Raw genomic sequence first — 23,355 nt, 5'->3', positions numbered from 1 at the left:
AAATTGGAGTATAGAGGAGCCACCGGGAGGGGCAAGAGGGCCTGATGATCCGAGCAGTTTTCGGGATTTGGCTGAACTCAGGGATGTTGTGGCGGGTGAAAAGTCATGACGCTACCCGCAGAAACTTCGGACGGGTCCCGCCAACGCCAGGCTTGCAGTGCCGCATTTTGTGCTGGGCTGGCGCAACTGCTGCAACTTCCAGACTGGCACGAACTCCCACAGCTTTTAGCTGAAGAGAGTGAAACAGCCTCGACGCGCCCCCGGCTTTGCCAGTAAAGCAGCATATCTTCTACCGTGCTTTTGGGCAGGTTCAAAATTACGGCAATCTGGCTGCTGGTCAGCAGAGTGTGATCACGCAGGCTGTCGCGCACGGCAAACAATGTGCTCATACCGCAGCCTGCTTTTTGATGCTGGCTGCGGGACTCGCTTCCTGGCGTCGCCCATAAATGCGCAGGGCAATGATCAGCAGTCCGAAGCTCGTCAGAATCCCGGCTATCCAGGCCAGTGATGCAGCAGGGTGGGCGACGAAAGTTCCTGCCTGAAAAATGAGCGTACTGGTACCCCAAGCGAGACCGGTGCCGTAAAGCAGGGAAAACCCCATCCATCCCCAACCGACTTCCCGGCGCAGGGCTCCCATGGTGCTGGCGCAGGGTACATAGAGCAATACAAACACCAGGTAAGCAAAAGCCGAGAGCGGCGTAAAGCCTGCGGCAATGGCTTGCAGGGTGGCGCTTTCTGCGCCGGAGGCCTGCTCCGTTTCAGTGGTGGAAGTCATGGCACTCAAGCCCAGAGGATCGTCCAGTGTGCGTATAAAGGTCAGGGCATTAGCCGGAATGGTCATTAGCGCATCCCGCAGTTGGCCGATAATGTCGGGCTGCCGGTAATCCGCCATCAAATCCGCCGCATTTTGGCGTTGATAAATACCATTGAGGGTGCCGATGACGATTTCCTTGGCTGCCGCACCGGCAATGAGGCCGGATACGGCGGGCCAGTTGTCAGTCTTGATGCCCATGGGTGCGAATATCGGAACCAATGCCTGACTGCCTTGGGCCAGCAGGGAGTGATCAATGTCCGTGCTGCGCAGTCCCTGACTGGTCCAGCCGATGCCGGGCAGGATGAAGAGCACCAGACCGATGACGGCGATGACCTTGCCGACCCGGAAAATAAAGACCTTCAGGCGCTGCCAGCTTTGCAGGACGGCGCTGCGGAAACTGGGCAGGCGGTAGGGCGGCAGTTCCATGACAAAAGGCATGGCTTCACCGCGCAGGGCCGTTTTCCCCAGCAACCAGGCCGTGAGCAGCGCGACCACTATGCCCAGAACATATAAGGCAAATACGACCTGACCACCATTGCTGCGGAAAAATACGACCGCAAAAGCCATGTAGATGGTGAGACGCGCCGAGCAGGACATGAAGGGTTGCATCAACACGGTCAAAATGCGTCCACGCGGATCCTCGATAATACGCGCACCCATAATGGCCGGAACATTGCAGCCAAAACCAATGACCATGGGCACCAGCGCGTTGCCGGGTAAGCCCATGCGTCGCATCAGGCGATCCATGGCATAGGCGGCACGCGCCATATAGCCGGAGTCATCCAGAAATGCCAGAAAGAGAAAAGTAAGGCCAATGGGGGGGATAAAGGAAATCACCAGATTGAGACCGCCGCCAACCCCGCCGGCAATCACTGAAATCAGCCAGTCCGGTAAACCCGTCAGCAACAGGAGATGCCCGGTTCCATGGATGAGCAGAGCCGCAGAAGCCTGATCAAAAAAATCCAGGAAAATATTGCCGCCACTGAAACTTACGACAAACACCAGATAAAGAACCAGCAAAAATATCGGTACACCCAGCCATTCATTGAGCACAATGCGATCCAGATGGTGATTGATTTTTTCACGCAGACCCTTCTTCCCGTGGTCTTGCAGGGCAATACCCGCCATGTCGTGAGCCCAGGAAAAACGCCGGTCCATGACCAGGTCAGCGGGATCCTCATCACTGATCAACTCAATATGCCGGCGCAAGTCTTTCAGGATTTTCGCGTTCTGCTCTGAAGAGGGTTGCGCAGAGCCATCCAGCAGACGCAGAGCGTCCACCCTGGTTCTGGCCGTATTTGGTCCGCTTATTGCTGTCCCCAGTGTTTGCAGTGCTTCTTCCACAGGGACCGGATAAACGATTGGATGACCCTGCGGCTTTTTTTGCAAGGCTTCAATCATCCTCTGGAGTAAATAGTCCCGTCCTTTGTTTTTTCGCGCTACCATAGGCACTACGGGAATTCCCAAAGCATTTTCCAGCTCAGCACAATGTAACTTCCAGCCTCTGGCTTCTGCCTCGTCCGTCATATTCATGATGAGCAGCATGGGGTGGCCGGTTTCCAGCAATTCGGCGGTCAAGGCGAGATGGCGTTCCAGATTGGAAGCATCAACAATGTTGACAATCAGGTCTACCGGGGTATCCAGCAGAAAATCCCGGGCGACCCGTTGATCCTCTCCGCCACCACCCATCAGGCTGTAAACGCCGGGAAGATCGATAACCGAAACTTTCTTCTTGGCAAGCTGCAGGCTGCCGCTGCGTTTTTCTACCGTGACCCCCGGCCAGTTGCCGACCTGCTGGTGAGCGCCGGTGAGCAGGTTGAACACCGTGGTCTTGCCACAGTTGGGATTACCCGCAAGAACAATGCTTTGTTCGGACAGGACTGGGGCTGCTCTTCCCTGATTTTCATGACAGGCGCTCATGCGGATAGCTCCGTAACCCATATTTTCTGAACCATGCTGTTGCCGATGGCAAAACGCGCCCCGTTGATTTGAATGACTACCCCACGTTTGTTGGGGCCGTGGACAATATGCAGTGCGACGCCCGGACGAATACCCAGCATTTGCAGACGTTGCTGCATGTTCCGATCACCAGCAATTCGGTCAATGCGCGCGGAGGCAGCGCCGGGTAACTGATCGAGGCTGCGTGAAGGATTTTCAGAAGTAAGATTGTGCATGTTCATGGATGAATAGGCTTCCTGATTCAACATTCAAAAAAATTCGAGGTGCAGACGCAAAATACCGACCAGAGCATCCGGGTAATAACCGGAAGGATGCTGGATGTATTGCAAATCCGGCTGAATATTGATGTGCTCCGTTACTTTTGCCAGATAAGTGAGTTCATAGCTGGTTTCAGCGGGATGGATGCTGGCTGGTTCCACATCCAGTCCCGCAGCGACGGCCTCAGGGCGTAACCAGGCTCTGGCCATACCAATGGAAATGCTGTCGTCCGGGCGGTCTGCAAAGGGATGCCCGAGCCGCAAGCCCACGCCCAGGTACCAGGGGACGGGATTGAAGTTTTGCGGCGCTGCCCCGGCCTGCACAAATGCGCCGAGCTGGCGTTCACCCGGCAGTGTCCAGTTTCCTTCGACGATGCCATAGGCACCAGCGGTGCTGGGTGATAAGCCATAAAGTTCGGGGTTGGCCTGCTGGTAGTGCCAGGCACCGATTTTTAATTCATATTGGCCATATTCATCGGTATTGTCCTCCATGTCTTCGTCGGCTTTGTGACCCCAGTGCAGAGCGCCTTCCCACAGGGCCATGTAGCCTCGTTCAAAAGCAGAAGTCTGATGCTGTGGGTCACCCTGAAAAATTGCTAATTTGTTACTCACATTTTGCGTGTGTGTGCTGACCAGCAGGCCGAGGCCGGAATAGGGATAGGTGGCAGTGCCGGGGACGTTGACCGTGATGGTGGGCGATATGCCAAAAGAGCTGTTGATCAATTGCAGGGCATTGGCGGCAACATCAAAATAATAGTTGACGTCCATATAACCGACCCGGGTGTTGAGCCAGTCATTCCAGCGTTGCCGATAGGCGGCATCGTAAAAACGGACGGCATTGGGCGCCCAGATATTACTGGCAGTCTGAATATCACCACTATAGTTTTGCTGAATGCCACTACTGTAAATGCCCATCAGGGAGAGGGTGAATTTGCCTCCCTTCCAGAGCCCGGCTTTGTCGGTGTCATATTCAGCCCCGATTTGTCCGACAATATTGCCTTCACTGCCTTGCTTGATTCCTCCCGAAAAATTGGAAAAAATCTCGCTGTCCAGATGTCCCGCCCAGGATAGCCCGTTGCCGATGTGGGAGTAAGCAGGTAAGTACTTTGCAGAAAGTCCGGGGGTGTTGGGTATGGAGGATTCCGGGTTGCTGTCAGCAGCATCAGCGTAACCGATTACTGGACAGCCCAGAAAAGACGCCGCACAAAGTGCAGTCGCCAAGGAAAAAGACAGGCGAGACATTGCAGATACGCTCCGTTATTAGAATATTAACGATAATGATTCTTAATATTATAGAGGCTGTTGGCAATGTCAATATTTTTGGATTATTTTTTTGCGGGAAGCTGGAGCCGATGCCGGGCTGGGAAGCTTTTTGCTCCAACGCCCCTTGCCTGTTGTTCTAAGGCTCATCCTGCTGTCAGGAGAGAACTCGCCCTTTGGGCTCAGACAGCTCTCCTGACGGGCGCAGGATTTCACCAAGAACAACAACGGCGCGGGCCAAAGTCGCTGCAAAGCTTCCCAGTCCGGCATCGGCTCCAAATTTGGCTAGTGAAGTCCCTTTAGGGTCTGGGCGAGATTTTTAGCATCCAGAACCTGCCAGACAATTTGTGGCTGATTGTGGCTATCCATGTAAAGCATGGTAGGGACAGTTTTCTGGCCGGTGGCTTCGAGTATGCTCAGGTTGTTTTTCAGTGCTTTTTCAGTTGCCGTACTGGGCAGAATTTCCCGGATGGCACCATCATGACCTTTTTCCGTAAACCCTTTTTCATTTTCCCATAGGGCCTTCAGTGGGTTTTTCGCCTCCAGAATCGCGGCAGCTTTGCCGGTACTGGAAGGTTCCAGAAAGCCCACGGGAACATAGCGTATGCTGAGTTGATCGGGTTTGATCAGAGATTGCAGTTCCTGGATGAGAAGATGGCAATAGGGGCAGTTCGGATCAAATATCAGATAAATGATGTGTGGCCCCGAACCTTGGACGAACCAGCGGGCATGATTGAGTCGCTGCCAGATCTGTGCAGAGCTGGCCACTGTGCGCTTTGGGGCAAAACTGGCTGCCATCTGGCCCAGCGTCGAGGCTTGGCCAGACGGGCTGAAGCCGCTTGTCATGAGGGTCATGGAAAACGCTAAGCCTATAGAATAAAGCCAACTTTTTTTGCTCATTAAGACAGAAGAGAACATGCATGCGCTCCTTGATTTTTGCTATCTCCTTGTATTAAAGCAATACTCAGGCCAGTTTTAAGTATTTTTCGGAAATCAGGAAAAAAATTGCTTTTCAGACCTTGCCTGTCCCGGCAATTCCACCTATATTCCCAAATACGGACTATGGAGCATCGATTTTACTAATGGCTAATATTCGAATTGATTCGGGAGAAGACTGTCTGGTTATTTGGGGCTTGGCGCCCCAAACTGCCGGCAGTTTTGATTCGGTGTCGGCCCGCGTGTTCCGTAGTCCGGGTAATTCTCATCGAGCCGAACCAACGTTCGGCTTTTTTGTTGGGTTCAGGGGGTAGCCTCGAAGTTTCTCTTTCAACTTTATGAGAAATGGCAATGTCTCTGCATAATCAGCCCTTGGGCAGATTACGCAGCGGCGATTCCCAGGTGATTCTGGAGATAAGAATGAAGAAGAAGCATCGCTGGCAGATTGCTTTAGCGGTATGTTTGTGTACAGGAGGTGTTGCTGTGGCTCAGGCCGCGCCACATCATGTTAAGACGGCAGCTCATCGAGTGGATGCGCATCGGTATCATCGGGAGACCTCTCCCAGGCATCTCTATTCGAGACGTTATCATGCCGTCAAATCGGTCCGAAAAGTTTCGCATAGGCATAAGGCTTTACCAGTCGAAGCAGCCGATTATACGGCTTTGACGCCAACGGCCCTGCAGTTGATGCATCTTTCCCCGGTGGAATTTGCGGGAGTAGGTGCAGCACCTCAGCCGGTAACAAATTACCAATTTCCTGTTCATTCGTTTCCGGATGCCCCTGACAATTCGGTCACCAGCCCCGACTTTGTGGATCAATCCCTGGTGCTGGTGAAAACCGGTCTCGCAGCCAGCACGATGACTACAGATTCTCCGGCCAAGCCAGCGGCAGCCCCGGTGGATGCAGTGGTCGCCACTTCCGCGCCGGAACAGTCACATCTGCGCATTGCCCTGGAAATGTTCGCCAGTCAGGCCTATCACTGGGCCCGTCATCCGCTGCAGGCTTTAGAGTCCAGCGGCGACGCCGCCAGCGGGCCTCAGGCTGCTGCTGAATTGGCAGACGATATGGCCCAACAACAGGCGGATCAAACTAATACCGGGAGCAATGCTTCGTCGTCCTCGGGCGATTCCTGGCTTTCGCCCCGGGCCATGGTGGTTTCGGCCTTGAAGTTTATTGGTGCCCCCTATCGCTGGGGCGGGATGAGTCCGGCTTCAGGTTTTGATTGCAGTGGCTTCGTGAAATACATACTGGCCAAATTTGACATTCAGGTGCCGCGCACTTCTTATGCCCAGGCTGCGGAGTTGCACAAGGTGTCCCGGGAAAACCTCAAGCCCGGAGATCTGGTGTTTTTTGATACCATGCATCGGGCTTATTCTCACGTAGGTATATACATCGGTCACCAGCGTTTCGTCAGCGCCCAGACACCCAGCACTGGTGTCCAGATTGGCAGCCTGAATGATCCTTATTGGGCAGCGCATTATGACGGCGCGCGCAGCTTGCCGGTAGCCAACTCTTATTAAGTTTGCTTTACCGACAGAGCATTGCACAAAAAACCCGCAGACTTGAAGCTGCGGGTTGTGCTTCTTTGATGTTTGGCTTTACGGTTCATCGTAAAGGCGGCCGTGGGCCGGGAAGCTTTTTGCTCCAACGTCCCTTGCCTGTTGTTCTAAGGCTCATCCTGCTGTCAGGAGAGAACTCGCCCTTTGGGCTCAAGCAGCTCTCCTGACGGGCGCAGGATTTCACCAAGAACAACAACGGCGCGGGCCAAAGTCGCTGCAAAGCTTCCCGGCCCACGGCCGTCTGTCTGACAATTCAGAGTTTGCCGTAGGAGTGCAGCCCACCCAGGAACAAGTCGACGCCGATGAAACAGAAGGTAACGACGATCAGGCTGATAAATGCCCACCAGGCCATGGGGCGTCCTTCCCAGTTGCGCTGACTACGGGCGTGCAGGAAGCCGGCATAATTCAGCCAGACAATCAGAGCCCAGGTTTCCTTGGGGTCCCAGGACCAGAATCCCCCCCAGGCCTTGGCAGCCCAGACTGCACCGAGAATGGTGCCGACCGTAAAAAACAAAAATCCGAAGGCGATGGTTCCGGAAAAGGTCTTGTCCAGTAATTCCAGGCTGGGCAGGCGATCACGCAGGAAGTTACCGCTGCTGATGGCGCGTTCTTTCAGCAAATAGGCCAAACCGGCCATGGCTGAAATGTAAAAATTGGCGTAGGCAATGAACATGGAGGGTACATGGATTTTCATCCAGAAACTCTGCAATGCCGGAATCAGTGGTTGAATACGGTTCAAATGATAAGCCGCACCCACCCAGATCAGAAAAATATCAGCGACCAGCACCAAAGGCAGAACAAAAGCCCCCAATCCCCGGTTTTCTGTGCGATTTTCGTGAAACAAGTAAAACAGGATGGTGGTCGCACAAAATAACACCATCACATCATATATATTGCTGACGGGAATATGTCCCCAGGATGGGTGGCCGATATAGGTTTCTCGCCAGCGAATGGCCAGACCGGTAAAGCCCAGAACAACGGCAATCCAGGCCAGGCGATGCCCCCAGTTGCCCGCATTCTGGTTACCGGCAAACAAATACAAATAGTAGCCGGCGGCACTGAGCAGAATCGCGCCACTCATCCAGTAAAACATTGCATTACTGTGGAAAAAATAACGTATTGCGAGGCTGTTGTGCGTTGTGAAACCCCATTGATAAAGCCCTACTCCGGTGCCGGCAATGGCCATGACGACCAGAAACAAAGCCCGGAAAGCCGGCCATTTCAGACCAAACCACATAAGCCCGGCATACCACATACCGAGGATGATGAATTGCCACATCCAGAATTCGGCACGAAATACGGCCCAGGTGGCAACGGCGCCGACGCTCAGAAAAATGGCCCAGGCAATACGCTGAGCTTTGGAGTTTTCTATGGATGCGGGCTCTTTGAGTGAAAAATAGGGTGATTGGAGTTGCGCTGACATCTTGTTGGCTCCTGTTTCGCGGTAGTGTTTGGCATCTGTTTACAATTTTATAAGGGCTTTAAGCAATAATTAAGCCCGAACAGTCAGGGCTTTTTATCTATCCGCAAGGGTCAAGATGCTCGCTTTCAGAATGCGCTAACTTACACATAATTTTAAACTTTTGGGCCTAATCGAACAATCGGGACAATACGCCTGGTTCCGAAAGGGCCAGCTTGTTCACCCGGGCTCAGGCTTGCGGCGGTGTACTTTGATCCAGTCTGGCCAGTAAGCGAAAACCGCCGATGACACCCAGAATGCGTTCTCGCAGGTTATTTTCAGGATCCGTGGAGTAAACTGGCCAGAATTTGCATTGGGTATGAGTTGCCCGTTCCAGATCAGGGATCCCATCACAGTCCAGCGCAATAATAAGATCGGGCCATAAGTATTCTGCCGAATTGGCTTTGGCGATCAGCCACTCACCGCCAAGTTCAGCGGCTAACTGGGCAGCATATTGGGCCTTTTCAGGTTGGCTCGGATGCCAAAAGAGTATGTGTGCACGTCGTTTATACATGAATGCCCTATTTATGGCGGAATTGTGTAAAAATAGCAGGACAGAGCGCGCAGCGGGAGTAGGCATGAAATTCAGGCGTTGTCAGTGACAATAACAGACTGGTCAGAAAATCTGGGACAAAATGGGGCCTTGGCACAACGCTTGCCGCAGTTTCGGGCGCGTGCCCAGCAGCAGGCCATGGCCGCGCAGGTTGCCCAAACCTTGCAGCAGGGTGGGGTTGCATTGATTGAAGCGGGTACGGGTACAGGTAAAACGTTTGCCTACTTGTTGCCCGCCATGCTTTCCGGACGCAAGGTGCTGGTTTCCACCGGGAGCAAGGCGCTGCAAGACCAGATTCTCGAAAAAGACATTCCCTTGCTCACGGATGTGGTGGGTAAGCCGATGCGCGTCAGCCGTCTCAAGGGGCGATCCAACTATCTTTGTCTGCACCGTCTCCAGCGTTTCAGCAGTGAGGGCGTTGCGCCATTGCTGGCGGCTCCTCTCGCCAAAATTGTGGATTGGGCGGGGCGCACCCGGGAGGGAGATATAGCGGAAGTCAGTGGGGTCCCGGAAGACTCGGCGGTGTGGCCGCTGGTGACTTCAACCCGGGATAATTGTCTGGGTAGTGAATGTCCTGATTATCAGCGTTGTCATGTCGTGGAAGCACGGCGCAAGGCTCACGAAGCCGATTTGCTGGTGGTGAACCACCATCTGCTTTTTTCCGATCTGGCACTCAAGGCCAATGGCATGGGCGATCTGCTGCCCCGGGTGGAAGCGATGGTGCTGGATGAGGCTCATCAGGTTTTTGACCTGGCGGGCCGCTACTTTGGGCGGCAACTCAGCAGTCACCAGTTGTGGGACTGGGCCAGGGACAGTCGTGTGGAAGCCCTTGGTGAAGCGGCAGATGACGCGCTCCTGCTGCAGGCCGCTGCCGAACTGGAGACGGCGACCAGTGCCTGGCGCACTGCCCTCGGGGCGGGTGAGGAACGGATTCTGTGGACCCTGACACCGGGTTCTCCCGAGGAAGCGGCTTTTATCCATTTACGTCAGGCCGGAATCACCTTGCTGCACGCCCTTCATCAGGCCTCCGCCCGAGGCAAGGGGTTGGAACAATGTGCGGCACGGGGCGTGGCGCTGCTGGCCAGCGTCGAGTTTTTTTTGCTGCATAATGCCCCCGAAATGGTGTTCTGGCAGGAGAAGAGAACGCGTACTGTGCAGTTACACGCCACCCCCCTGGATGTGGCTGGACCGCTGCAAAAATATCTGCTGGAGCCTATTGAGGCACTGGTGTTGACCAGTGCGACCTTGCGGGTGGGAGACAGTTTTACGGTCACCGAGCGGGCGCTGGGTCTTAGTGGCGCACAGACTTTCAATGCCGCTTCACCTTTTGATTATGCCCGCCAATCTTTACTGTATTTACCCTCTGGCCTGCCTGAGCCCAGTCATCCAGGTTATACGACAGCCTGCTTGCAAGCCGCCATACCAGTGATTGAGGCCAGTGCCGGGCGGACTTTTATCCTGTTTACCAGTCATCGCGCCCTGCAGGAGGCCGCATCCTTTCTGCCCCGCCAACTGGGGTTTCCCGTGCTGGTACAGGGCAGCATGCCGCGTTCGCGCTTGCTGGACCGGTTCCGCAGTCTAGGCAATGCCGTGTTGCTGGGCGCGGCGAGTTTCTGGGAAGGTGTGGATGTGCAGGGAGAGGCTCTGTCCTCGGTCATTATTGATAAACTGCCTTTTGCCAGCCCATCTGATCCGATTTTGCGCGCGCGTACCGAACAATGTCAGGCAGCGGGCGGCGACCCCTTTCGCGAACTGCAAATACCCCAGGCCGTCATTGCCTTGCGCCAGGGCGTAGGGCGCCTGATACGCTCAGAAACTGATCGTGGTGTGCTCATGCTCTGCGATCCGCGTCTGCGCAGCAAAGCTTATGGCAAGATTTTTCTGGAAAGTTTGCCACCCATGCGGCGCGTGAGCGATCTGGAGGCCGTGCAGCAATTCTGGAAGGCATCGCTGTCATGAGTGATCCGATTATTCTCGCGATAGATACGGCTACCGAAGCCTGCTCGGTCGCCGTGAATGGCGTTGCGGAGTGTCAGGTGGCGGCAAACGCCCACAGCCAGATCTTGTTGCCGATGATCAGCAGGGTATTGCAGCGTGCCGGACTGGTTCTTGCCGATCTGGATGCGATCGCCTGCGGAGTAGGACCCGGCGGCTTTACTGGTGTCCGTATTGGGGTCAGTACCGCCCAGGCTCTGGCGATGGCGCGGGGGTTGCCCGTATATCCGGTTTCCAGTTTGCAGGCGTTGGCGGCAGCGACCGTCCAGCCATCAGTTTTGACGGCCCTTGATGCGCGTAAAGGCGAGGTCTATGCCGCCGTCTATGTGCAGGATGAGCGTACCGGGCTGCCAGTATTGCAGGGCGAGGAGCGCGTTTGCCCGCCCGGGGCAGTGGCCTGGCCCCATGAGGGCGGGTATTGGGGGCTGGGTAGCGCTTGGCCCCTGTATCATTCTGAATGGCAGCAGGATAACGTCCTGGGGTGGACGGAAGACGCCTATCCGCAGGCAGAAGCGGTTCTGCGTCTGGCACTGGCCCGTCATCTCAGAGGCGAAGACGGTTGTCGTCCTGACCAGCTCGAACCCCATTATATCCGGCCCTTTCTGCCCCAGGACCAACAAAAATGAAGTTGCGACCGATGCAGGCGGAAGATCTGGATGCGGTGGCGGCACTGGAGTCGCACATTTCCCCTGGACCCTGGACGCGGGGCATATTCCGGGATTGTATGCAGGCCGGATATGATGCCTGGGTGCTGAAGGATGAAACGGATCTCCTGACTGCCTTTGGTGTCTTGTCTACCGGAGCCTCTGAAGCGCATGTGTTGAATCTGGGGGTGAGTCCGGCACAGCGCCGCCGGGGGTATGGGCGTAAAATGCTTATGCACCTTTTGTCGCGTGCCGGGCAACTGGGTGCAGAACGCGCCTTTCTGGAGGTCCGGGTATCCAATACGGCCGCCCAGCAGTTGTACCGCTCGGCGGGTTTTCATGAAATCGGGGTGCGCTTGAATTATTATCGAAATACCGAGGGTCGCGAAGATGCTCTGGTTTTGTCCATGTCTTTGGTTCGTGATGTGCATTTTTTCAAAGAAGGTTAAAAAAGCTTATGTCTTCCTCACCTGAAGCACTGGTTCCGTCAGTGGATGCCTTTCTGGAGGCTATTCAACGGCGCCGGACTTTTGCGATTATTTCCCATCCTGATGCGGGTAAAACTACCCTGACGGAAAAACTGTTGTTGTTTGGCGGTGCCATTCAACTGGCAGGGACCGTCAAGGCGCGTAAAAGTAGCCGCCATGCTACCAGTGACTGGATGGCTATTGAAAAAAATCGCGGTATTTCCGTGGCGAGTTCGGTGATGCAGTTTGAATATGCGGATCATGTGATCAATCTGCTGGATACGCCCGGTCACCAGGACTTCTCCGAAGATACTTATCGGGTGCTGACGGCCGTGGATTCAGCCCTGATGGTCATTGACGGCGGTAATGGTGTGGAAGCCCAGACCATCAAATTGCTGGAAGTGTGCCGGTTGCGCGATACGCCCATCATCACCTTCATGAACAAGTTTGACCGCGAAAGCCGGGATCCTACGGAACTGATGGATGAAGTGGAGTCGGTGCTGGGCATTCAATGCGCCCCCGTCACCTGGCCGATTGGTATGGGCAAGCGTTTTCGAGGGGTCTACCACCTGTTGCGGGATGAGGTGCTGGTGTTCGCCCCTGGTGAGGAAACCCGTGAGCATCAGCTGGAACGGATTGCCGGTCTGGATAATCCGGAGCTGGACCGGCGCTTTCCTGAGGAAATGCCCGAGTTGCGGGAACAGGTGGAGTTGCTGCGAGCCGCTTCCAACCCGTTTTCACTGGAAGATTTTCTGGCTGGACAGCAGACTCCGGTATTTTTCGGCTCCGCCATCAACAATTTCGGCGTCCGGGAATTACTCGGAGCCCTGATTGACTGGGCACCCTCGCCGCGTCCAAGACCAACGACTGGCCGTGCGGTGCAACCCGATGAACAGGCTTTCAGCGGCTTTGTATTCAAAATACAGGCCAATATGGATCCCCAGCATCGCGATCGGGTAGCGTTTTTGCGGGTTTGTTCCGGTCATTTTCAGCGTGGCATGAAAATCAAGCATCTGCGTATAGGGCGTGATATTCAGGTGCACAATCCCATCACTTTTCTGGCCCAGGAAAGAGAACTGGTGGAAGACGCCTATGCTGGGGACATCATCGGCCTGCATAACCATGGCAGCATTCAGATTGGTGACAGCTTCAGCCAGGGCGAGGCGCTGCAATTTACGGGAATACCCTATTTTGCGCCGGAATTGTTCCGGCGGGTGCGGCTGCGCAATCCGCTCAAGGCCAAGCAACTGCAAAAAGGCCTGCAGCAGTTGGCAGAGGAGGGCGCGACCCAGGTTTTCAAGCCACTGCAGGGTGGCGATATGATTCTGGGGGCAGTGGGCGTGCTGCAATTTGATGTGGTGGCAGAGCGCCTGAAAACTGAATACGCGGTGGAAGCCATTTTTGATCCGGTTACCGTCCAGACGGCCCGCTGGATTCAATGTGAGGATGCCAAAATCCTCGCAGAATTCACCCGTAAGCATGAAGATCATTTGGCTGAAGATGCGGGGGGGCGCCTTGCCTATCTGGCCCCCTCGCGGGTGAATCTGGATTTGACCATGGAACGCTGGCCGCAGGTCATCTTCCATGCCACCCGGGAGCATGCGGATACCTGAGATTATAGACAAAAGGAGATTGCACGGATGAAAAAATCCACCCTGATGGTCCTGATGCTGCTGATTTGGCCCCTGGCAGCGGCCGCCCAGGACCTGGAGTCATTGCGCAATCAGGCCGAGTCTGATCCGGCCACTTTAGCACAGTTGCAGGCGCTCGCCCGTGGGCATGATGCCAAGGCGGCATTTTATCTGGGGACCCTGTATTCACCGCTGATCACCCGTAAGGAAGTCACCGTCCATAAAGGCTGGCCAGAAACCCTCCATTGGTACCGTAAAGCTGCAGGATTGGGTCTGGCTCGTGCTGATTTTGACCTGGGTCTTGCTTACGAAGAAGGCCTGGGTGTGCGCAAAAATCCGCAACAGGCCAAGGCCTATTTTGCGCGCATGGCCCATATTGCCCAGCTTGAAACAGCCCTGCCAGCCGCTGCTCAGCTTCCCGCAAACCCGCAGGAGTCAGCGCGGCAGGATTGATGGTTGTTGTGACTGGTCGTATCGCTCATTTGCGCGTCAACAGAAAAACCACTATCCCGAAAAATACCAAGCCTCCTGATAAAGCCAGTAATATTAAAGGATTGCTTAAGCCTGCGAAGGGACTGGCACCGTACATGATCGCTCCTCTGATAGTAAATGCGGAAACTGACCTATACTGAATTTTATCACAGAAGCGCAAAGCATTTGACAACGATTTATAATTAGTCTAAATATATATTTAGTTTTATTTGTGATCTGGGTAATGTGTCGAGGTTCGTGGCTGTCTGTCTATATCAATAAGGAGGATGTGATATGTCTGAAGAAATGACTTGTCCGTTTCGTAAAACCATGGCTACCGGTGATTTACAGTCAATTCGCGATTGGTGGCCAGAGCGCTTGAATCTTGGGCTCCTGCGTCAAAATTCGGCTTTATCCAACCCCATGCCAAGCGATTTTGACTACGTCAAAGCGTTTCAGGCGTTGGATCTGGAAGCAGTCAAGGCAGATCTCCGTACTTTAATGACAGAATCCCAGGATTGGTGGCCAGCCGATTTTGGTCATTACGGACCTTTTTTCATACGCATGGCCTGGCATTCAGCGGGTACTTATCGTACGGGTGACGGGCGGGGTGGTGCGGGTGCTGCCCAGCAGCGTTTTGCCCCCATCAATAGCTGGCCGGACAATGTCAACCTGGACAAGGCCCGGCGTTTACTTTGGCCGGTCAAACAAAAATATGGGCACAGCATTTCCTGGGGTGATCTCATGATGCTGACCGGCAATGTGGCTCTGGAATCCATGGGCTTTAAGGTATTTGGTTTCGGCGGTGGACGTCGGGACGTTTGGGAGCCTGATGAATCGGTTTACTGGGGTGCAGAAAATACCTGGTTGGGCGATCAGGATCGTTACACCGGCAAGCGAGACCTGGAAAATCCTCTGGCAGCGGTGCAAATGGGCTTGATTTATGTGAATCCGGAAGGTCCGGGAGGCAATCCAGATCCGGTGGCAGCCATTGAAGACGTCCGTGAGACCTTTGCACGCATGGCCATGAACGATGAAGAGACTGTAGCATTAATTGCCGGCGGGCATTCTTTTGGGAAGACACATGGGGCCGGACCGGCCACCCATGTTGGTCCGGAACCAGAAGCCGCACCCATTGAAAATCAGGGTTTGGGCTGGAAAAGCAGCTTTCGCAGTGGCAAGGGAGAAGATCAGATTGGTAGTGGTCTGGAAGTCACCTGGACGAAAACCCCCACGCAGTGGAGTAATAATTTTTTCGAAAATCTGTTTGGCTTCGAGTGGGAACTGGAAAAAAGTCCAGCGGGGGCCCATCAGTGGGTTGCCAAAAATGCTCCCGAAATCATTCCCGATGCCCATGATCCATCAAAATTTCATCGTCCAACCATGTTGACGACGGATCTCGTCCTGCGCTTCGATCCCGTTTACGAGAAAATTTCGCGGCACTTTTACGAGCATCCGGAAGCTTTTGCCGATGCTTTTGCGCGCGCCTGGTTTAAGCTGACGCACCGGGACATGGGACCTAAAAGCCGGTATTTGGGGCCTGATGTGCCGCAAGAAGATTTGCTTTGGCAGGATCCCATACCGGATGTGAATCATCCATTGGTGGATGATCAGGATCTAGTTGCTCTGAAGAGCAAAATCATGGATTCAGATTTGACGGTTTCGGAAATGGTGACAACCGCCTGGGCATCTGCCTCAACTTTTCGTGGGTCTGACAAACGTGGTGGTGTAAATGGAGCGCATATTTGTCTGGAACCGCAAAAGCAATGGGAAGTCAACCAGCCCGTGCAATTGATCAAGGTATTAAATACACTTGAAGGTATTCGTGCCGACTTCAATGCCAAGCAAAGCGGGGGCAAACAAATATCCATGGCAGATCTGCTTGTTCTTGCAGGTAATGCAGCGATAGAAGACGCAGCCCGCCAAGCTGGTCACCAGATAACGGTGCCGTTTACTCCGGGACGCATGGACGCTACCCAGGAGCAGACGGATGTGGTCTCCTTTGCCGTATTGGAGCCAGTCGCAGACGGTTTCCGTAACTACCGCAGTGCCCGTTGTTCCAACATCCCAGCAGAGGCTCTGTTGCTGGACAAAGCTCAATTATTGACCTTAACTGTTCCGGAAATGACGGTTCTGTTAGCTGGTTTGCGCGTATTGGGCGGGAATTTTGCCGCAGCCGAACACGGTGTGTTTACAGACAGGCCTGGTGTTCTCAGTAATGACTTTTTTGTGCAGCTTCTGGATATGCGGACAGAATGGAAAGCAGATGCGGAGGAGGCTGAAACCTTCACCGGCTATGATCGTAAAACGGGGGCTCGCAAGTGGTCTGCGACCCGGGTGGATCTGGTTTTTGGATCGCATTCCGAGTTGCGGGCAGTGGCTGAAGTGTATGCCAGCGCCGATGGGCAAGCTCAATTTGTGGAGGATTTTGTAAAAGCCTGGACCAAGGTCATGAATCTCGATCGTTTTGATTTGGCTGGATAAAAACTAGCAGGCAGGCTCAGGTCAGATTAATGAATGAACCTTTGCGCCAGCCGCCGATACTGGATGGCCTCGGACAGATGCTGCAGGCTGATCGTGGTGCTTTCTTCCAGATCGGCAATGCTGCGGGCCAGACGCAAAATGCGGTGATAGCCACGGGCGGAAAGATGCAGGGTGTCAGCGGCGCGCGTCAGTAAGCGGGCGCCCTCGGGCTGTAGTGCACAATGCTGGTCCAACGCTTCGCCCTGCAGTTGGGCATTACGGCAGGACTGTCGTTGCCACTGTCGATTTATGGCCGCGCTGATCCGTTCGCGCCAGTAGGCAGAACTTTCGCCTTCTGGCGCTTTTTGCAGGAGTTCTACCGGAAGACTCGGTACTTCTATTTGAATGTCCATACGATCCAGCAGAGGGGCGGAAAGACGGCCACGATACTGGGAAATTTGAGTTGGGGTGCACACACAGGCCTGATGTGGATTACCGAGATTGCCGCAGGGGCAGGGATTCATGGCGGCAATCAACTGAAAACGCGCCGGGAAGGTGCTTTGCCGGGCGGCTCTGGAAATATGGATTTCGCCGGACTCCAGAGGTTCCCGAAGCACTTCGAGAACACTCCGCGAGAATTCCGGCATTTCATCCAGAAAAAGAATGCCATGATGCGCAAGACTGATTTCTCCGGGGCGGGGGCGCGATCCCCTGTGATTTCCTTTAATTGATGCTACACTCGGAACGGTGAATCAACTGGTTATATGGCTTGATTTACAGTAATTGTTGCTACAAAATACCAACAATAGGTGCTACAAAGTTTGATATGAACACTAATAGGCGCTACAAAACTGACAATTCTCCCAGACGCAAGATCGGTACAACCCGACGTAGCGTATCCGGGTTGTATCCATTTCGAGGGATGGGGCCTGTGGACTTTGAATCCACGCTGGAACGGGATTTCCTGATCCGCCTGGAAACGGAAAGAGGTGTGTTGGATGTGGTTTCCCAACCATTGACCATTGAGTTTATCGGTTCTAATGGGCAGATCTATCCATACACACCGGACTATCTGGTGACATATAGGGCGTATCCGGCACCTTACCGCGCCCCCGTCCTTATTGAGGTCAAGCCCGTCAGCGAACTTTGCAAATATCTGTCCGAGTGGAAAGTTAAATTTCGTGCAGCGATGGCTTACTGCAAGGCTCATGGATATTTGTTTCATTTGCGGCATGAACCTCGTATCCGCGATCAACGCTGGAAAAATGCCATGTTTTTGCAACGATATCGGCAGATGCAGTTCGTGCCGGAAGAATCAGAATGGATTATCGGGAATTTGAACCAAATGGGAACCGCAACTTTTGATCATCTGTTGGCCCGACATTTTTTCGGTGAAGCGGATCGTTCCAGGGGAATCAGTCATCTCTGGTATCTGCTGGCAACATCCCGGATAGAGTGTGATTGGTCACAACCCTTGTCCAACAACAGTGAACTATGGATTCCTGAATATGCGTGATTCAGGCAGACAAACCTTCCGTCCCATACCTGGATCAATGGCTGTTTCTGACGGTGCTGTTTATCGCATAACGGAAGTCATCGATTTTGAAACGATTATTGGAACTGATGTGGAATCTGGCCGGAGTGCAAGCCTTCGCATCGCCGATCTGGCCCCCGTGGTGGATGGGTCTAAAAAAGTTCAGGATATTGACTCTATTGCTGACGAAAACTGGAAAATAGCGCAGGAGCGACATGCCGCGATACAACCTCTTATAGGCCAGTTTGATGTTGGACGGCGCGAGGTTGAGGCCCGTGCTCAAGAAGTGGGTGTCAATTTCACCACGCTTTACCGCTGGCTTAAACGTTACCGGGATGCAGGAACCCTCGATAGTCTTATGCCAGAAAAAAGAGGCGTCAGAAAAGGGGCCAGGAAAATCTCCGTGCATGCTGAGCAAATCATTCAGCAGGTTATTGATGAATTGTATCTGACGGTACAACGACCCTCTGTTCAGAAAGTGGTTTTGGAAGTGCGACGACGGTGTAAGGAAGCCCAACTGCCGGAAGTGCCACATCCTAATACCATCCGTGCCAGAGTTTCGGAAATCAGTGAGCGTGACTCATTACGCAAACGGGGATATCGTGAAAAAGCCAAAAATAAATTTACCCCGGTTCCCGGTCAGTTCCCCAACGCAGACTATCCATTGGCTGTTGTGCAGATCGACCACACCCCAGCTGATATTATTCTGGTAGATGATATTTATCGGAAACCTATTGGCCGACCCACCGTTACCATGGCAATTGATGTGTTTAGCCGTATGGTTGTAGGTTACTACTTGTCTTTTGATGCTCCCTCAATTACTTCTGTCGGAATGTGTGTGGCACACGCTATTTTACCCAAAGAAGATTGGCTGGTTTTGCATAATGTGGATGCGACATGGCCCGTATCTGGCCTCATGACAACGATTCATGTGGATAATGGGTCGGATTTCCGTTCTGAAAGTTTCCGAAACTCTTGCGCAATGTATAACATTCGTCTGGAATACCGTCCGGTAAAACAAGCCCGGTTTGGAGGACACATCGAACGCCTGCTGGGCACTTTTCTAAAAGAATTTCACGGCCTTCCTGGGACCACTTTTTCGTCGATCAAGGAACGTGATGAATATGATTCCGAGAAACACGCAACCATGACCAAGTCAGAATTTGAGACTTGGCTGGTGACACTGATTTGCAAGGTGTATCACAAGCGGATTCACTCGGGCATTGGCATGACGCCTGAAAAGAAGTGGGAGTTGGGCGTCTTTGGCGATGAGGATACGCCGGGTCGTGGATTGTCATCGATTCCAGCAGACCGCGAAGTTTTGTTATTGGACTTCTTACCGATGTTCCGGCGGACCATACAGGCGGATGGCGTCTCGATAGATGGGCTGACTTACTATGCAGATGTGATAAGGCAGTGGATCAATGCGGATGATCCGGACAAGCCTGGTACAAAACGGCAATTCATTTTTCGTCGTGATCCCCGTGACATCAGTATCATCTGGTTTCACGACCCGGATTTGGGCATGTACTTTCGTATTCCTTTCGCTGATCAGTCGATGCCGAGCATGAGTATCTGGGAGTACACACTGGCAGCAAAACGCGCTCGCCAAAATGGTATGAAGTCCATGAATGAAACCATGGTACTTCAGGCATTAAATGACCTGCGTCAACAGGTGGATAGTTCATCAGAGAAGACGAAAAAGGCCCGTCGTCAGCAACAAAGGCGTAAAGAACATTCCAAAAAGATGTCTCCATCACGGCCGCTGGCGGCAAAGACATTGGAGAAAGCGATTCCTGTCCCGGCCTTGTTGGAAGGCGTAGTTAAGCCACTGGATGACATTGCATGATAGACCTTACTCATATTCATCCGGAATTCCGCCATGTTTTAGGCATGTCGGATAAGGACCGCATGGCATTTCTTGATGAGCCGCGCTGGATAGGTTACGCCCAGGCTAATCGCCTTTTGGATAACTTGCGCGGTTTAATGGAAAAGCCCGTGCGCCCACGCATGCCTAATCTGCTCATTGTTGGTGATTCCAACAATGGCAAGACAACGATTATTCGGCGCTTTCAGAAATTGCATGGAGAGGGCTACGTCAATGAGAATGCGGAACCCGTCAAGCCGATTATTGTCAGCGAAGCGCCGCCCAGCGCGGACGAAAAAGGATTATATATAGCGATCCTGGAGCGTTTCTGGACGCCGTACAGAGCCACGGACCCCGCTTCTAAGCTCCGCTATCAGGTGGTTCATCTGATGCGAGACTGTCATGTGCGCATCCTGGTTATCGACGAATTTCACTCTCTCCTGACGGGGACGGTGACCAAGCAGCGCGAGGTCATGAACGCGATCAAGCTGCTCTGCAACGAATTAGCGATTCCCATTGTCGGGGTGGGCACCAGAGAGGCCGTTCGGGTTTTGCATACGGATCCACAACATGCCAGCCGGTTTGATGTCGTCACGTTGCCGCCATGGGAATTGAACCCAGAATTTCAGCAACTGGTAGCGAGTTTTGAACAAGTATTACCACTTAAAAAGCCCTCTTTGTTACATCAAAGCGAAACGGTCAGTCTGCTTTTCGCTATTTCTGAAGGGAATCTGGGTAATCTGCACCGCCTTTTGGTGGAGTGCGCCGTGGAAGCCATTAAAACGGGTGCGGAGAAAATCGACAAGTCTATCATAGAGAAAAAGCAATGGCTGCGGCCTACACGTGGCATCAGGGAACAGGTGTAGGCCGCCCGCGTTGGGTGCGTTCTGTGCCAATGTTACCCGATGAGATCATCTCATCGTGGCTGGTGCGCGCAGCTTTGGCCCAGGGCTGCGATCCCATGGTGCTTACCGGCGAAATATGGCCTAAGTGGCGCATATGGACGAGAGACGTGGACCGATTTCTGGATGAAAATCCTTTAACCAGGCTAGTTGTTCCATCTGGGATTCCCTTGTCGTTCTTTCGTGAGGCAACCCTTAAAAATGTCGCCGAAAAAATCAGTGGGAAGACCCTGCCTGCCAAAGCTGTGTGGCCATGGATATTGGCGCTTGGCGCACGCAATACGAAGCGGAGAAGCGGCCTGCAATATTGTCCAGCCTGTCTTCGCGCTGATAGCATTCCTTATTACCGCCTGCAATGGCGTTTCGCCTGGCATGCAGGCTGTGCTCAGCATCATTGTGTACTTCTGGATCGTTGTCCCCATTGTAGAGCGCCCTTGGAACCGCACCGCTTGCAGGCGGAAGACGGCCTGGTGGCTGTTTGTGCAAGTTGTAAGGGCGATTTGAGGAATGTGGATGACCTGACGCCCTGCTCTGATGATGCCCTGGCTTTTCAGAATGCAGGAGATGGTGCCGTCCGTGATGGTAAAAATCTGTTCATGGCTCAACGGACTGAAACGGATGCGTGGTTCGCTGGATCTTCCTTTTTGATTTCACTTTTGCGTAGGGCAAATCGCAGCAATACAGAGGCGTTACATGTGTTTCTGGGAAAGATAGGTGTTGTAATCCCGGAGTTGCCGCTGGACCCAGGTACGGGGGTTGAACTGCTTTCAGCTTCGGAACGGCAGTTGTTGCTGGATGCGTTATGGAAACTGATAAAAACTGACCTTGCCGATGTGTCCACGCATTTGGAAGAGTCTGGCATTACCCGGCAAGGATTTGTGAGTAAGGGGGAACAGATGCCGGATTTGTTCACCGAGATTTATGCCCAGCTGCCAGACAACGCCAAAGGTCCCAGAAAACCCTTTATTCGTGATCCAGGTCAGCCACGATCGCGTCACGAAGTCATGCGTATGTGGCGTCGCTTACAGCGCAAAATGGAGATGCAGCTGCGATGACGGAGTCAGTGAAGACTCCAACGGCCGAGATCATTTGCGATGAATGTGGTAGGCGGGTTCGGAAAATAATGCGGGTTCATAAGGGGCATAAGTATTGCTCCACATGCTACGCCAGGGAGTTCAAGCGCAGACTCTGCGCGAAATGTGGCAATTATAGACGGTTGCCGCGCCGTGATTTTGCCGCCGTGTGCCGCCATTGTGAAGTGGACCGCCCCTGTCTGCGTTGTGGAAAAAAAGATTACAGAATCGGAAGGGTGACACCCTCCGGCCCGGTCTGCAATTCCTGCGCGAAATATTTTAAGGAAGCGGAAGCCTGTGAGCTTTGCGGTCAGCTGTCGAAAAGGCTGACTCGGGTTTCCCGGTTCAAGCATGACCTTCGTCTGTGCCCCAAATGTGCTCGTGCGGATCATGGCAATTGCCAGGCCTGTCACCATCATCGACTGCTGATGGTGAGAGGTGATGGACGGCGCTTATGCAAAACCTGTTTTGAGGGTGGATTGATACCCTGCCAGGAGTGCGGACAGCCCATGCCGGCAGGCAGAATTGCCGAGTGCGAGGCATGTTACTGGCGGGGTCTTCTGAAAAAGCGTATTGCCATGAATCAGGCAGCATTTTCTGCGCAGACGATGGCGAGGCACTTCGAGCATTATGCTGCCTGGTTGGCTGCTACAGTCGGTGAGAACAAAGCGGCCATTACTTTGAACAAATATCTGTCCTTCTTTCTGGAGATGGAGAAAGTCTGGAAGGATCTTCCGGACTATGCTCGGCTGGTTGCTCATTTCGGCGCGGAAGGCTTACGCAGGGTGAGGCTACCCATGCGATGGATGCAGGAAACTGGGTTGGTGTCTAAAGATGATGCCGTATTGCGTGATGACTCTGAGAAACGGCAAATTGAGCAGTTGCTTAAGACGTTGGAAGGCAATACGAAAGGGTCCAGGATTCTGAAAGAATATCACGATGCGCTGATGTTAAAGGCCAACTCTGGAAAACTGAGGCTACGTTCAGTACGTCTTGCTTTGACCCCTGCCAGGGCATTACTGTTGGAAGCGCAAAAAATGGGGTTGAATTTTCCTAGTCAAAAAGCGGTGGAAAGGTACTTAGGTAGGGTACCTGGGCAACGGGCTGCTCTGACGGGTTTTGTGCGGTTTTTGCATGAAATGCATTCTGCGAATATAGCTATACCTCAGCCCATGGACGGAGCGGTGCAAAAAGCACGTCAGATCAAATTGGAAAAAGAACTGATGGCGATGATGCGTGATGGCGACGAGAGCGACGAGTTTATACGTCGGTGGGTGTCGGTGGGGTTGGCTTATTTTCATGGGTTGCCGAAGAACATTGGGCGGAACGTGGCATTGAATCTATTGGAAAATGAGGATGAAGGTATTGTCATAAAATTTTCTGGAAAATCATACTGGTTGCCTTCTGTTGCGCGTAAAAATCACAAAATTAACGTGAGTTATGATGCTGTCTGCTGTCCAAAATTATGAGCAAGAAGTATCTGCATCCGTAAGATCAAACGTAACGATGA

General features: G+C 53.2%; 20 protein-coding genes. 12 read left to right on the top strand and 8 right to left on the bottom strand.

Features of this window, described 5'->3' with window-relative positions:
- Positions 1–77 precede the first annotated feature (77 nt).
- The 5 genes from H7F08_RS06015 to H7F08_RS05995 form a co-directional block, all read right to left on the bottom strand.
- Positions 78–389: a FeoC-like transcriptional regulator gene (locus H7F08_RS06015; protein WP_010637335.1), complete on the bottom strand. Its 312-nt coding sequence runs from the start codon at positions 387–389 to the stop codon at positions 78–80.
- Positions 386–2,734 (bottom strand): Fe(2+) transporter permease subunit FeoB, encoded by a 2,349-nt coding sequence (gene feoB, locus H7F08_RS06010; protein WP_193640099.1) that lies wholly within the window; start codon positions 2,732–2,734, stop codon positions 386–388. Before feoB ends, H7F08_RS06015 begins: the two co-directional genes overlap by 4 nt.
- Positions 2,731–2,994 carry a FeoA family protein gene (locus H7F08_RS06005; protein WP_226842555.1) on the bottom strand — a complete coding sequence of 88 codons (264 nt, stop codon included), beginning with the start codon at positions 2,992–2,994 and terminating at the stop codon, positions 2,731–2,733. Before H7F08_RS06005 ends, feoB begins: the two co-directional genes overlap by 4 nt.
- Before the next feature lie 27 nt (positions 2,995–3,021).
- Positions 3,022–4,272 carry a carbohydrate porin gene (locus tag H7F08_RS06000; protein WP_031573218.1) on the bottom strand — a complete coding sequence of 417 codons (1,251 nt, stop codon included), beginning with the start codon at positions 4,270–4,272 and terminating at the stop codon, positions 3,022–3,024.
- A 303-nt stretch (positions 4,273–4,575) separates the two neighbouring features.
- Positions 4,576–5,145: a thioredoxin fold domain-containing protein gene (locus H7F08_RS05995; RefSeq protein ID WP_158006105.1), complete on the bottom strand. Its 570-nt coding sequence runs from the start codon at positions 5,143–5,145 to the stop codon at positions 4,576–4,578.
- Between the two features lie 432 nt (positions 5,146–5,577).
- Between H7F08_RS05995 and H7F08_RS05990 the strand changes: the two genes are divergently transcribed.
- Positions 5,578–6,747: a C40 family peptidase gene (locus H7F08_RS05990; protein ID WP_226831102.1), complete on the top strand. Its 1,170-nt coding sequence runs from the start codon at positions 5,578–5,580 to the stop codon at positions 6,745–6,747.
- Between the two features lie 292 nt (positions 6,748–7,039).
- Here the strand turns inward: H7F08_RS05990 and ccsB are convergent, their stop codons facing one another.
- Both ccsB and H7F08_RS05980 read right to left on the bottom strand, forming a co-directional pair.
- Complete coding sequence (ccsB, locus tag H7F08_RS05985) at positions 7,040–8,209, bottom strand: c-type cytochrome biogenesis protein CcsB (RefSeq protein ID WP_226831100.1); 1,170 nt, start codon at positions 8,207–8,209, stop codon at positions 7,040–7,042.
- 226 nt (positions 8,210–8,435) lie between these two features.
- Entirely contained in the window at positions 8,436–8,759 is a 324-nt protein-coding gene (locus H7F08_RS05980; RefSeq protein ID WP_031574028.1) for a hypothetical protein, read from the bottom strand.
- An 84-nt stretch (positions 8,760–8,843) separates the two neighbouring features.
- Between H7F08_RS05980 and H7F08_RS05975 the strand changes: the two genes are divergently transcribed.
- The 6 genes from H7F08_RS05975 to katG all read left to right on the top strand — a co-directional run bounded on the left by H7F08_RS05975 (position 8,844) and on the right by katG (position 16,490).
- Entirely contained in the window at positions 8,844–10,757 is a 1,914-nt protein-coding gene (locus tag H7F08_RS05975; RefSeq protein WP_193640098.1) for an ATP-dependent DNA helicase, read from the top strand.
- Positions 10,754–11,419, top strand: coding sequence for a tRNA (adenosine(37)-N6)-threonylcarbamoyltransferase complex dimerization subunit type 1 TsaB (tsaB, locus tag H7F08_RS05970; protein WP_075323188.1), 666 nt, complete (start codon positions 10,754–10,756; stop codon positions 11,417–11,419). The genes H7F08_RS05975 and tsaB overlap by 4 nt, the downstream gene beginning before the upstream one ends.
- Positions 11,416–11,886 (top strand): ribosomal protein S18-alanine N-acetyltransferase, encoded by a 471-nt coding sequence (gene rimI / locus H7F08_RS05965; protein WP_031574019.1) that lies wholly within the window; start codon positions 11,416–11,418, stop codon positions 11,884–11,886. The genes tsaB and rimI overlap by 4 nt, the downstream gene beginning before the upstream one ends.
- An 8-nt stretch (positions 11,887–11,894) precedes the next feature.
- A complete protein-coding gene (locus H7F08_RS05960; RefSeq protein ID WP_193640097.1) occupies positions 11,895–13,517 on the top strand; it encodes a peptide chain release factor 3 in 1,623 nt (540 codons plus the stop codon).
- Positions 13,518–13,544: 27 nt separating this feature from the next.
- Positions 13,545–13,988 carry an SEL1-like repeat protein gene (locus H7F08_RS05955; RefSeq protein ID WP_193640096.1) on the top strand — a complete coding sequence of 148 codons (444 nt, stop codon included), beginning with the start codon at positions 13,545–13,547 and terminating at the stop codon, positions 13,986–13,988.
- Positions 13,989–14,300: 312 nt separating this feature from the next.
- On the top strand, positions 14,301–16,490 hold the full coding sequence (katG, locus tag H7F08_RS05950) for a catalase/peroxidase HPI (RefSeq protein ID WP_193640095.1): 2,190 nt from the start codon (positions 14,301–14,303) through the stop codon (positions 16,488–16,490).
- 26 nt (positions 16,491–16,516) lie between these two features.
- Here katG and H7F08_RS15725 read toward each other — a convergent pair whose 3' ends face one another.
- On the bottom strand, positions 16,517–17,197 hold the full coding sequence (locus tag H7F08_RS15725) for an ATP-binding protein (protein ID WP_193640112.1): 681 nt from the start codon (positions 17,195–17,197) through the stop codon (positions 16,517–16,519).
- A gap of 194 nt (positions 17,198–17,391) precedes the next feature.
- Here H7F08_RS15725 and H7F08_RS05940 point away from each other — a divergent pair, with 194 nt between their 5' ends.
- From H7F08_RS05940 to H7F08_RS15425, 5 genes are all read left to right on the top strand, one after another.
- A complete protein-coding gene (locus H7F08_RS05940) occupies positions 17,392–17,985 on the top strand; it encodes a heteromeric transposase endonuclease subunit TnsA (RefSeq protein WP_227487818.1) in 594 nt (197 codons plus the stop codon).
- The gene (locus tag H7F08_RS05935; RefSeq protein WP_193640093.1) at positions 17,978–19,852 is read left to right on the top strand and encodes a Mu transposase C-terminal domain-containing protein; all 1,875 of its coding nucleotides are present in this window, start codon (positions 17,978–17,980) and stop codon (positions 19,850–19,852) included. Before H7F08_RS05940 ends, H7F08_RS05935 begins: the two co-directional genes overlap by 8 nt.
- Positions 19,849–20,736 carry a TniB family NTP-binding protein gene (locus H7F08_RS05930; protein WP_193640092.1) on the top strand — a complete coding sequence of 296 codons (888 nt, stop codon included), beginning with the start codon at positions 19,849–19,851 and terminating at the stop codon, positions 20,734–20,736. Before H7F08_RS05935 ends, H7F08_RS05930 begins: the two co-directional genes overlap by 4 nt.
- Positions 20,697–21,827 carry a TniQ family protein gene (locus H7F08_RS05925; protein WP_227487817.1) on the top strand — a complete coding sequence of 377 codons (1,131 nt, stop codon included), beginning with the start codon at positions 20,697–20,699 and terminating at the stop codon, positions 21,825–21,827. Before H7F08_RS05930 ends, H7F08_RS05925 begins: the two co-directional genes overlap by 40 nt.
- A 527-nt stretch (positions 21,828–22,354) precedes the next feature.
- Positions 22,355–23,314: a hypothetical protein gene (locus H7F08_RS15425; RefSeq protein WP_227487816.1), complete on the top strand. Its 960-nt coding sequence runs from the start codon at positions 22,355–22,357 to the stop codon at positions 23,312–23,314.
- Positions 23,315–23,355 lie beyond the last annotated feature (41 nt).

This window comes from Acidithiobacillus sp. HP-11, from assembly GCF_015100075.1.
GTDB classification, from domain to species: Bacteria; Pseudomonadota; Gammaproteobacteria; order Acidithiobacillales; family Acidithiobacillaceae; genus Acidithiobacillus; species Acidithiobacillus thiooxidans.
Note: the sequence above shows the minus strand (reverse complement) of the source record. Positions and strands in the feature narration are given on the sequence as shown.

Excerpts from the sequence above, each read along its gene's own strand:
- H7F08_RS05960 (WP_193640097.1), top strand. The coding sequence starts at position 11,895 with ATGTCTTCCTCACCTGAAGCACTGGTTCCGTCAGTGGATGCCTTTCTG.
- H7F08_RS05990 (WP_226831102.1), top strand. The coding sequence starts at position 5,578 with ATGTCTCTGCATAATCAGCCCTTGGGCAGATTACGCAGCGGCGATTCC.
- H7F08_RS06005 (WP_226842555.1), bottom strand. The coding sequence starts at position 2,994 with ATGAACATGCACAATCTTACTTCTGAAAATCCTTCACGCAGCCTCGAT.
- H7F08_RS05925 (WP_227487817.1), top strand. The coding sequence starts at position 20,697 with ATGGCTGCGGCCTACACGTGGCATCAGGGAACAGGTGTAGGCCGCCCG.
- H7F08_RS05930 (WP_193640092.1), top strand. The coding sequence starts at position 19,849 with ATGATAGACCTTACTCATATTCATCCGGAATTCCGCCATGTTTTAGGC.
- H7F08_RS15425 (WP_227487816.1), top strand. The coding sequence starts at position 22,355 with ATGCCGGCAGGCAGAATTGCCGAGTGCGAGGCATGTTACTGGCGGGGT.
- H7F08_RS06000 (WP_031573218.1), bottom strand. The coding sequence starts at position 4,272 with ATGTCTCGCCTGTCTTTTTCCTTGGCGACTGCACTTTGTGCGGCGTCT.
- rimI (WP_031574019.1), top strand. The coding sequence starts at position 11,416 with ATGAAGTTGCGACCGATGCAGGCGGAAGATCTGGATGCGGTGGCGGCA.
- H7F08_RS05995 (WP_158006105.1), bottom strand. The coding sequence starts at position 5,145 with ATGACCCTCATGACAAGCGGCTTCAGCCCGTCTGGCCAAGCCTCGACG.
- H7F08_RS06015 (WP_010637335.1), bottom strand. The coding sequence starts at position 389 with ATGAGCACATTGTTTGCCGTGCGCGACAGCCTGCGTGATCACACTCTG.
- katG (WP_193640095.1), top strand. The coding sequence starts at position 14,301 with ATGTCTGAAGAAATGACTTGTCCGTTTCGTAAAACCATGGCTACCGGT.
- tsaB (WP_075323188.1), top strand. The coding sequence starts at position 10,754 with ATGAGTGATCCGATTATTCTCGCGATAGATACGGCTACCGAAGCCTGC.
- H7F08_RS05955 (WP_193640096.1), top strand. The coding sequence starts at position 13,545 with ATGAAAAAATCCACCCTGATGGTCCTGATGCTGCTGATTTGGCCCCTG.
- ccsB (WP_226831100.1), bottom strand. The coding sequence starts at position 8,209 with ATGTCAGCGCAACTCCAATCACCCTATTTTTCACTCAAAGAGCCCGCA.
- H7F08_RS05980 (WP_031574028.1), bottom strand. The coding sequence starts at position 8,759 with ATGTATAAACGACGTGCACACATACTCTTTTGGCATCCGAGCCAACCT.
- H7F08_RS05935 (WP_193640093.1), top strand. The coding sequence starts at position 17,978 with ATGCGTGATTCAGGCAGACAAACCTTCCGTCCCATACCTGGATCAATG.
- H7F08_RS05940 (WP_227487818.1), top strand. The coding sequence starts at position 17,392 with ATGGGGCCTGTGGACTTTGAATCCACGCTGGAACGGGATTTCCTGATC.
- feoB (WP_193640099.1), bottom strand. The coding sequence starts at position 2,734 with ATGAGCGCCTGTCATGAAAATCAGGGAAGAGCAGCCCCAGTCCTGTCC.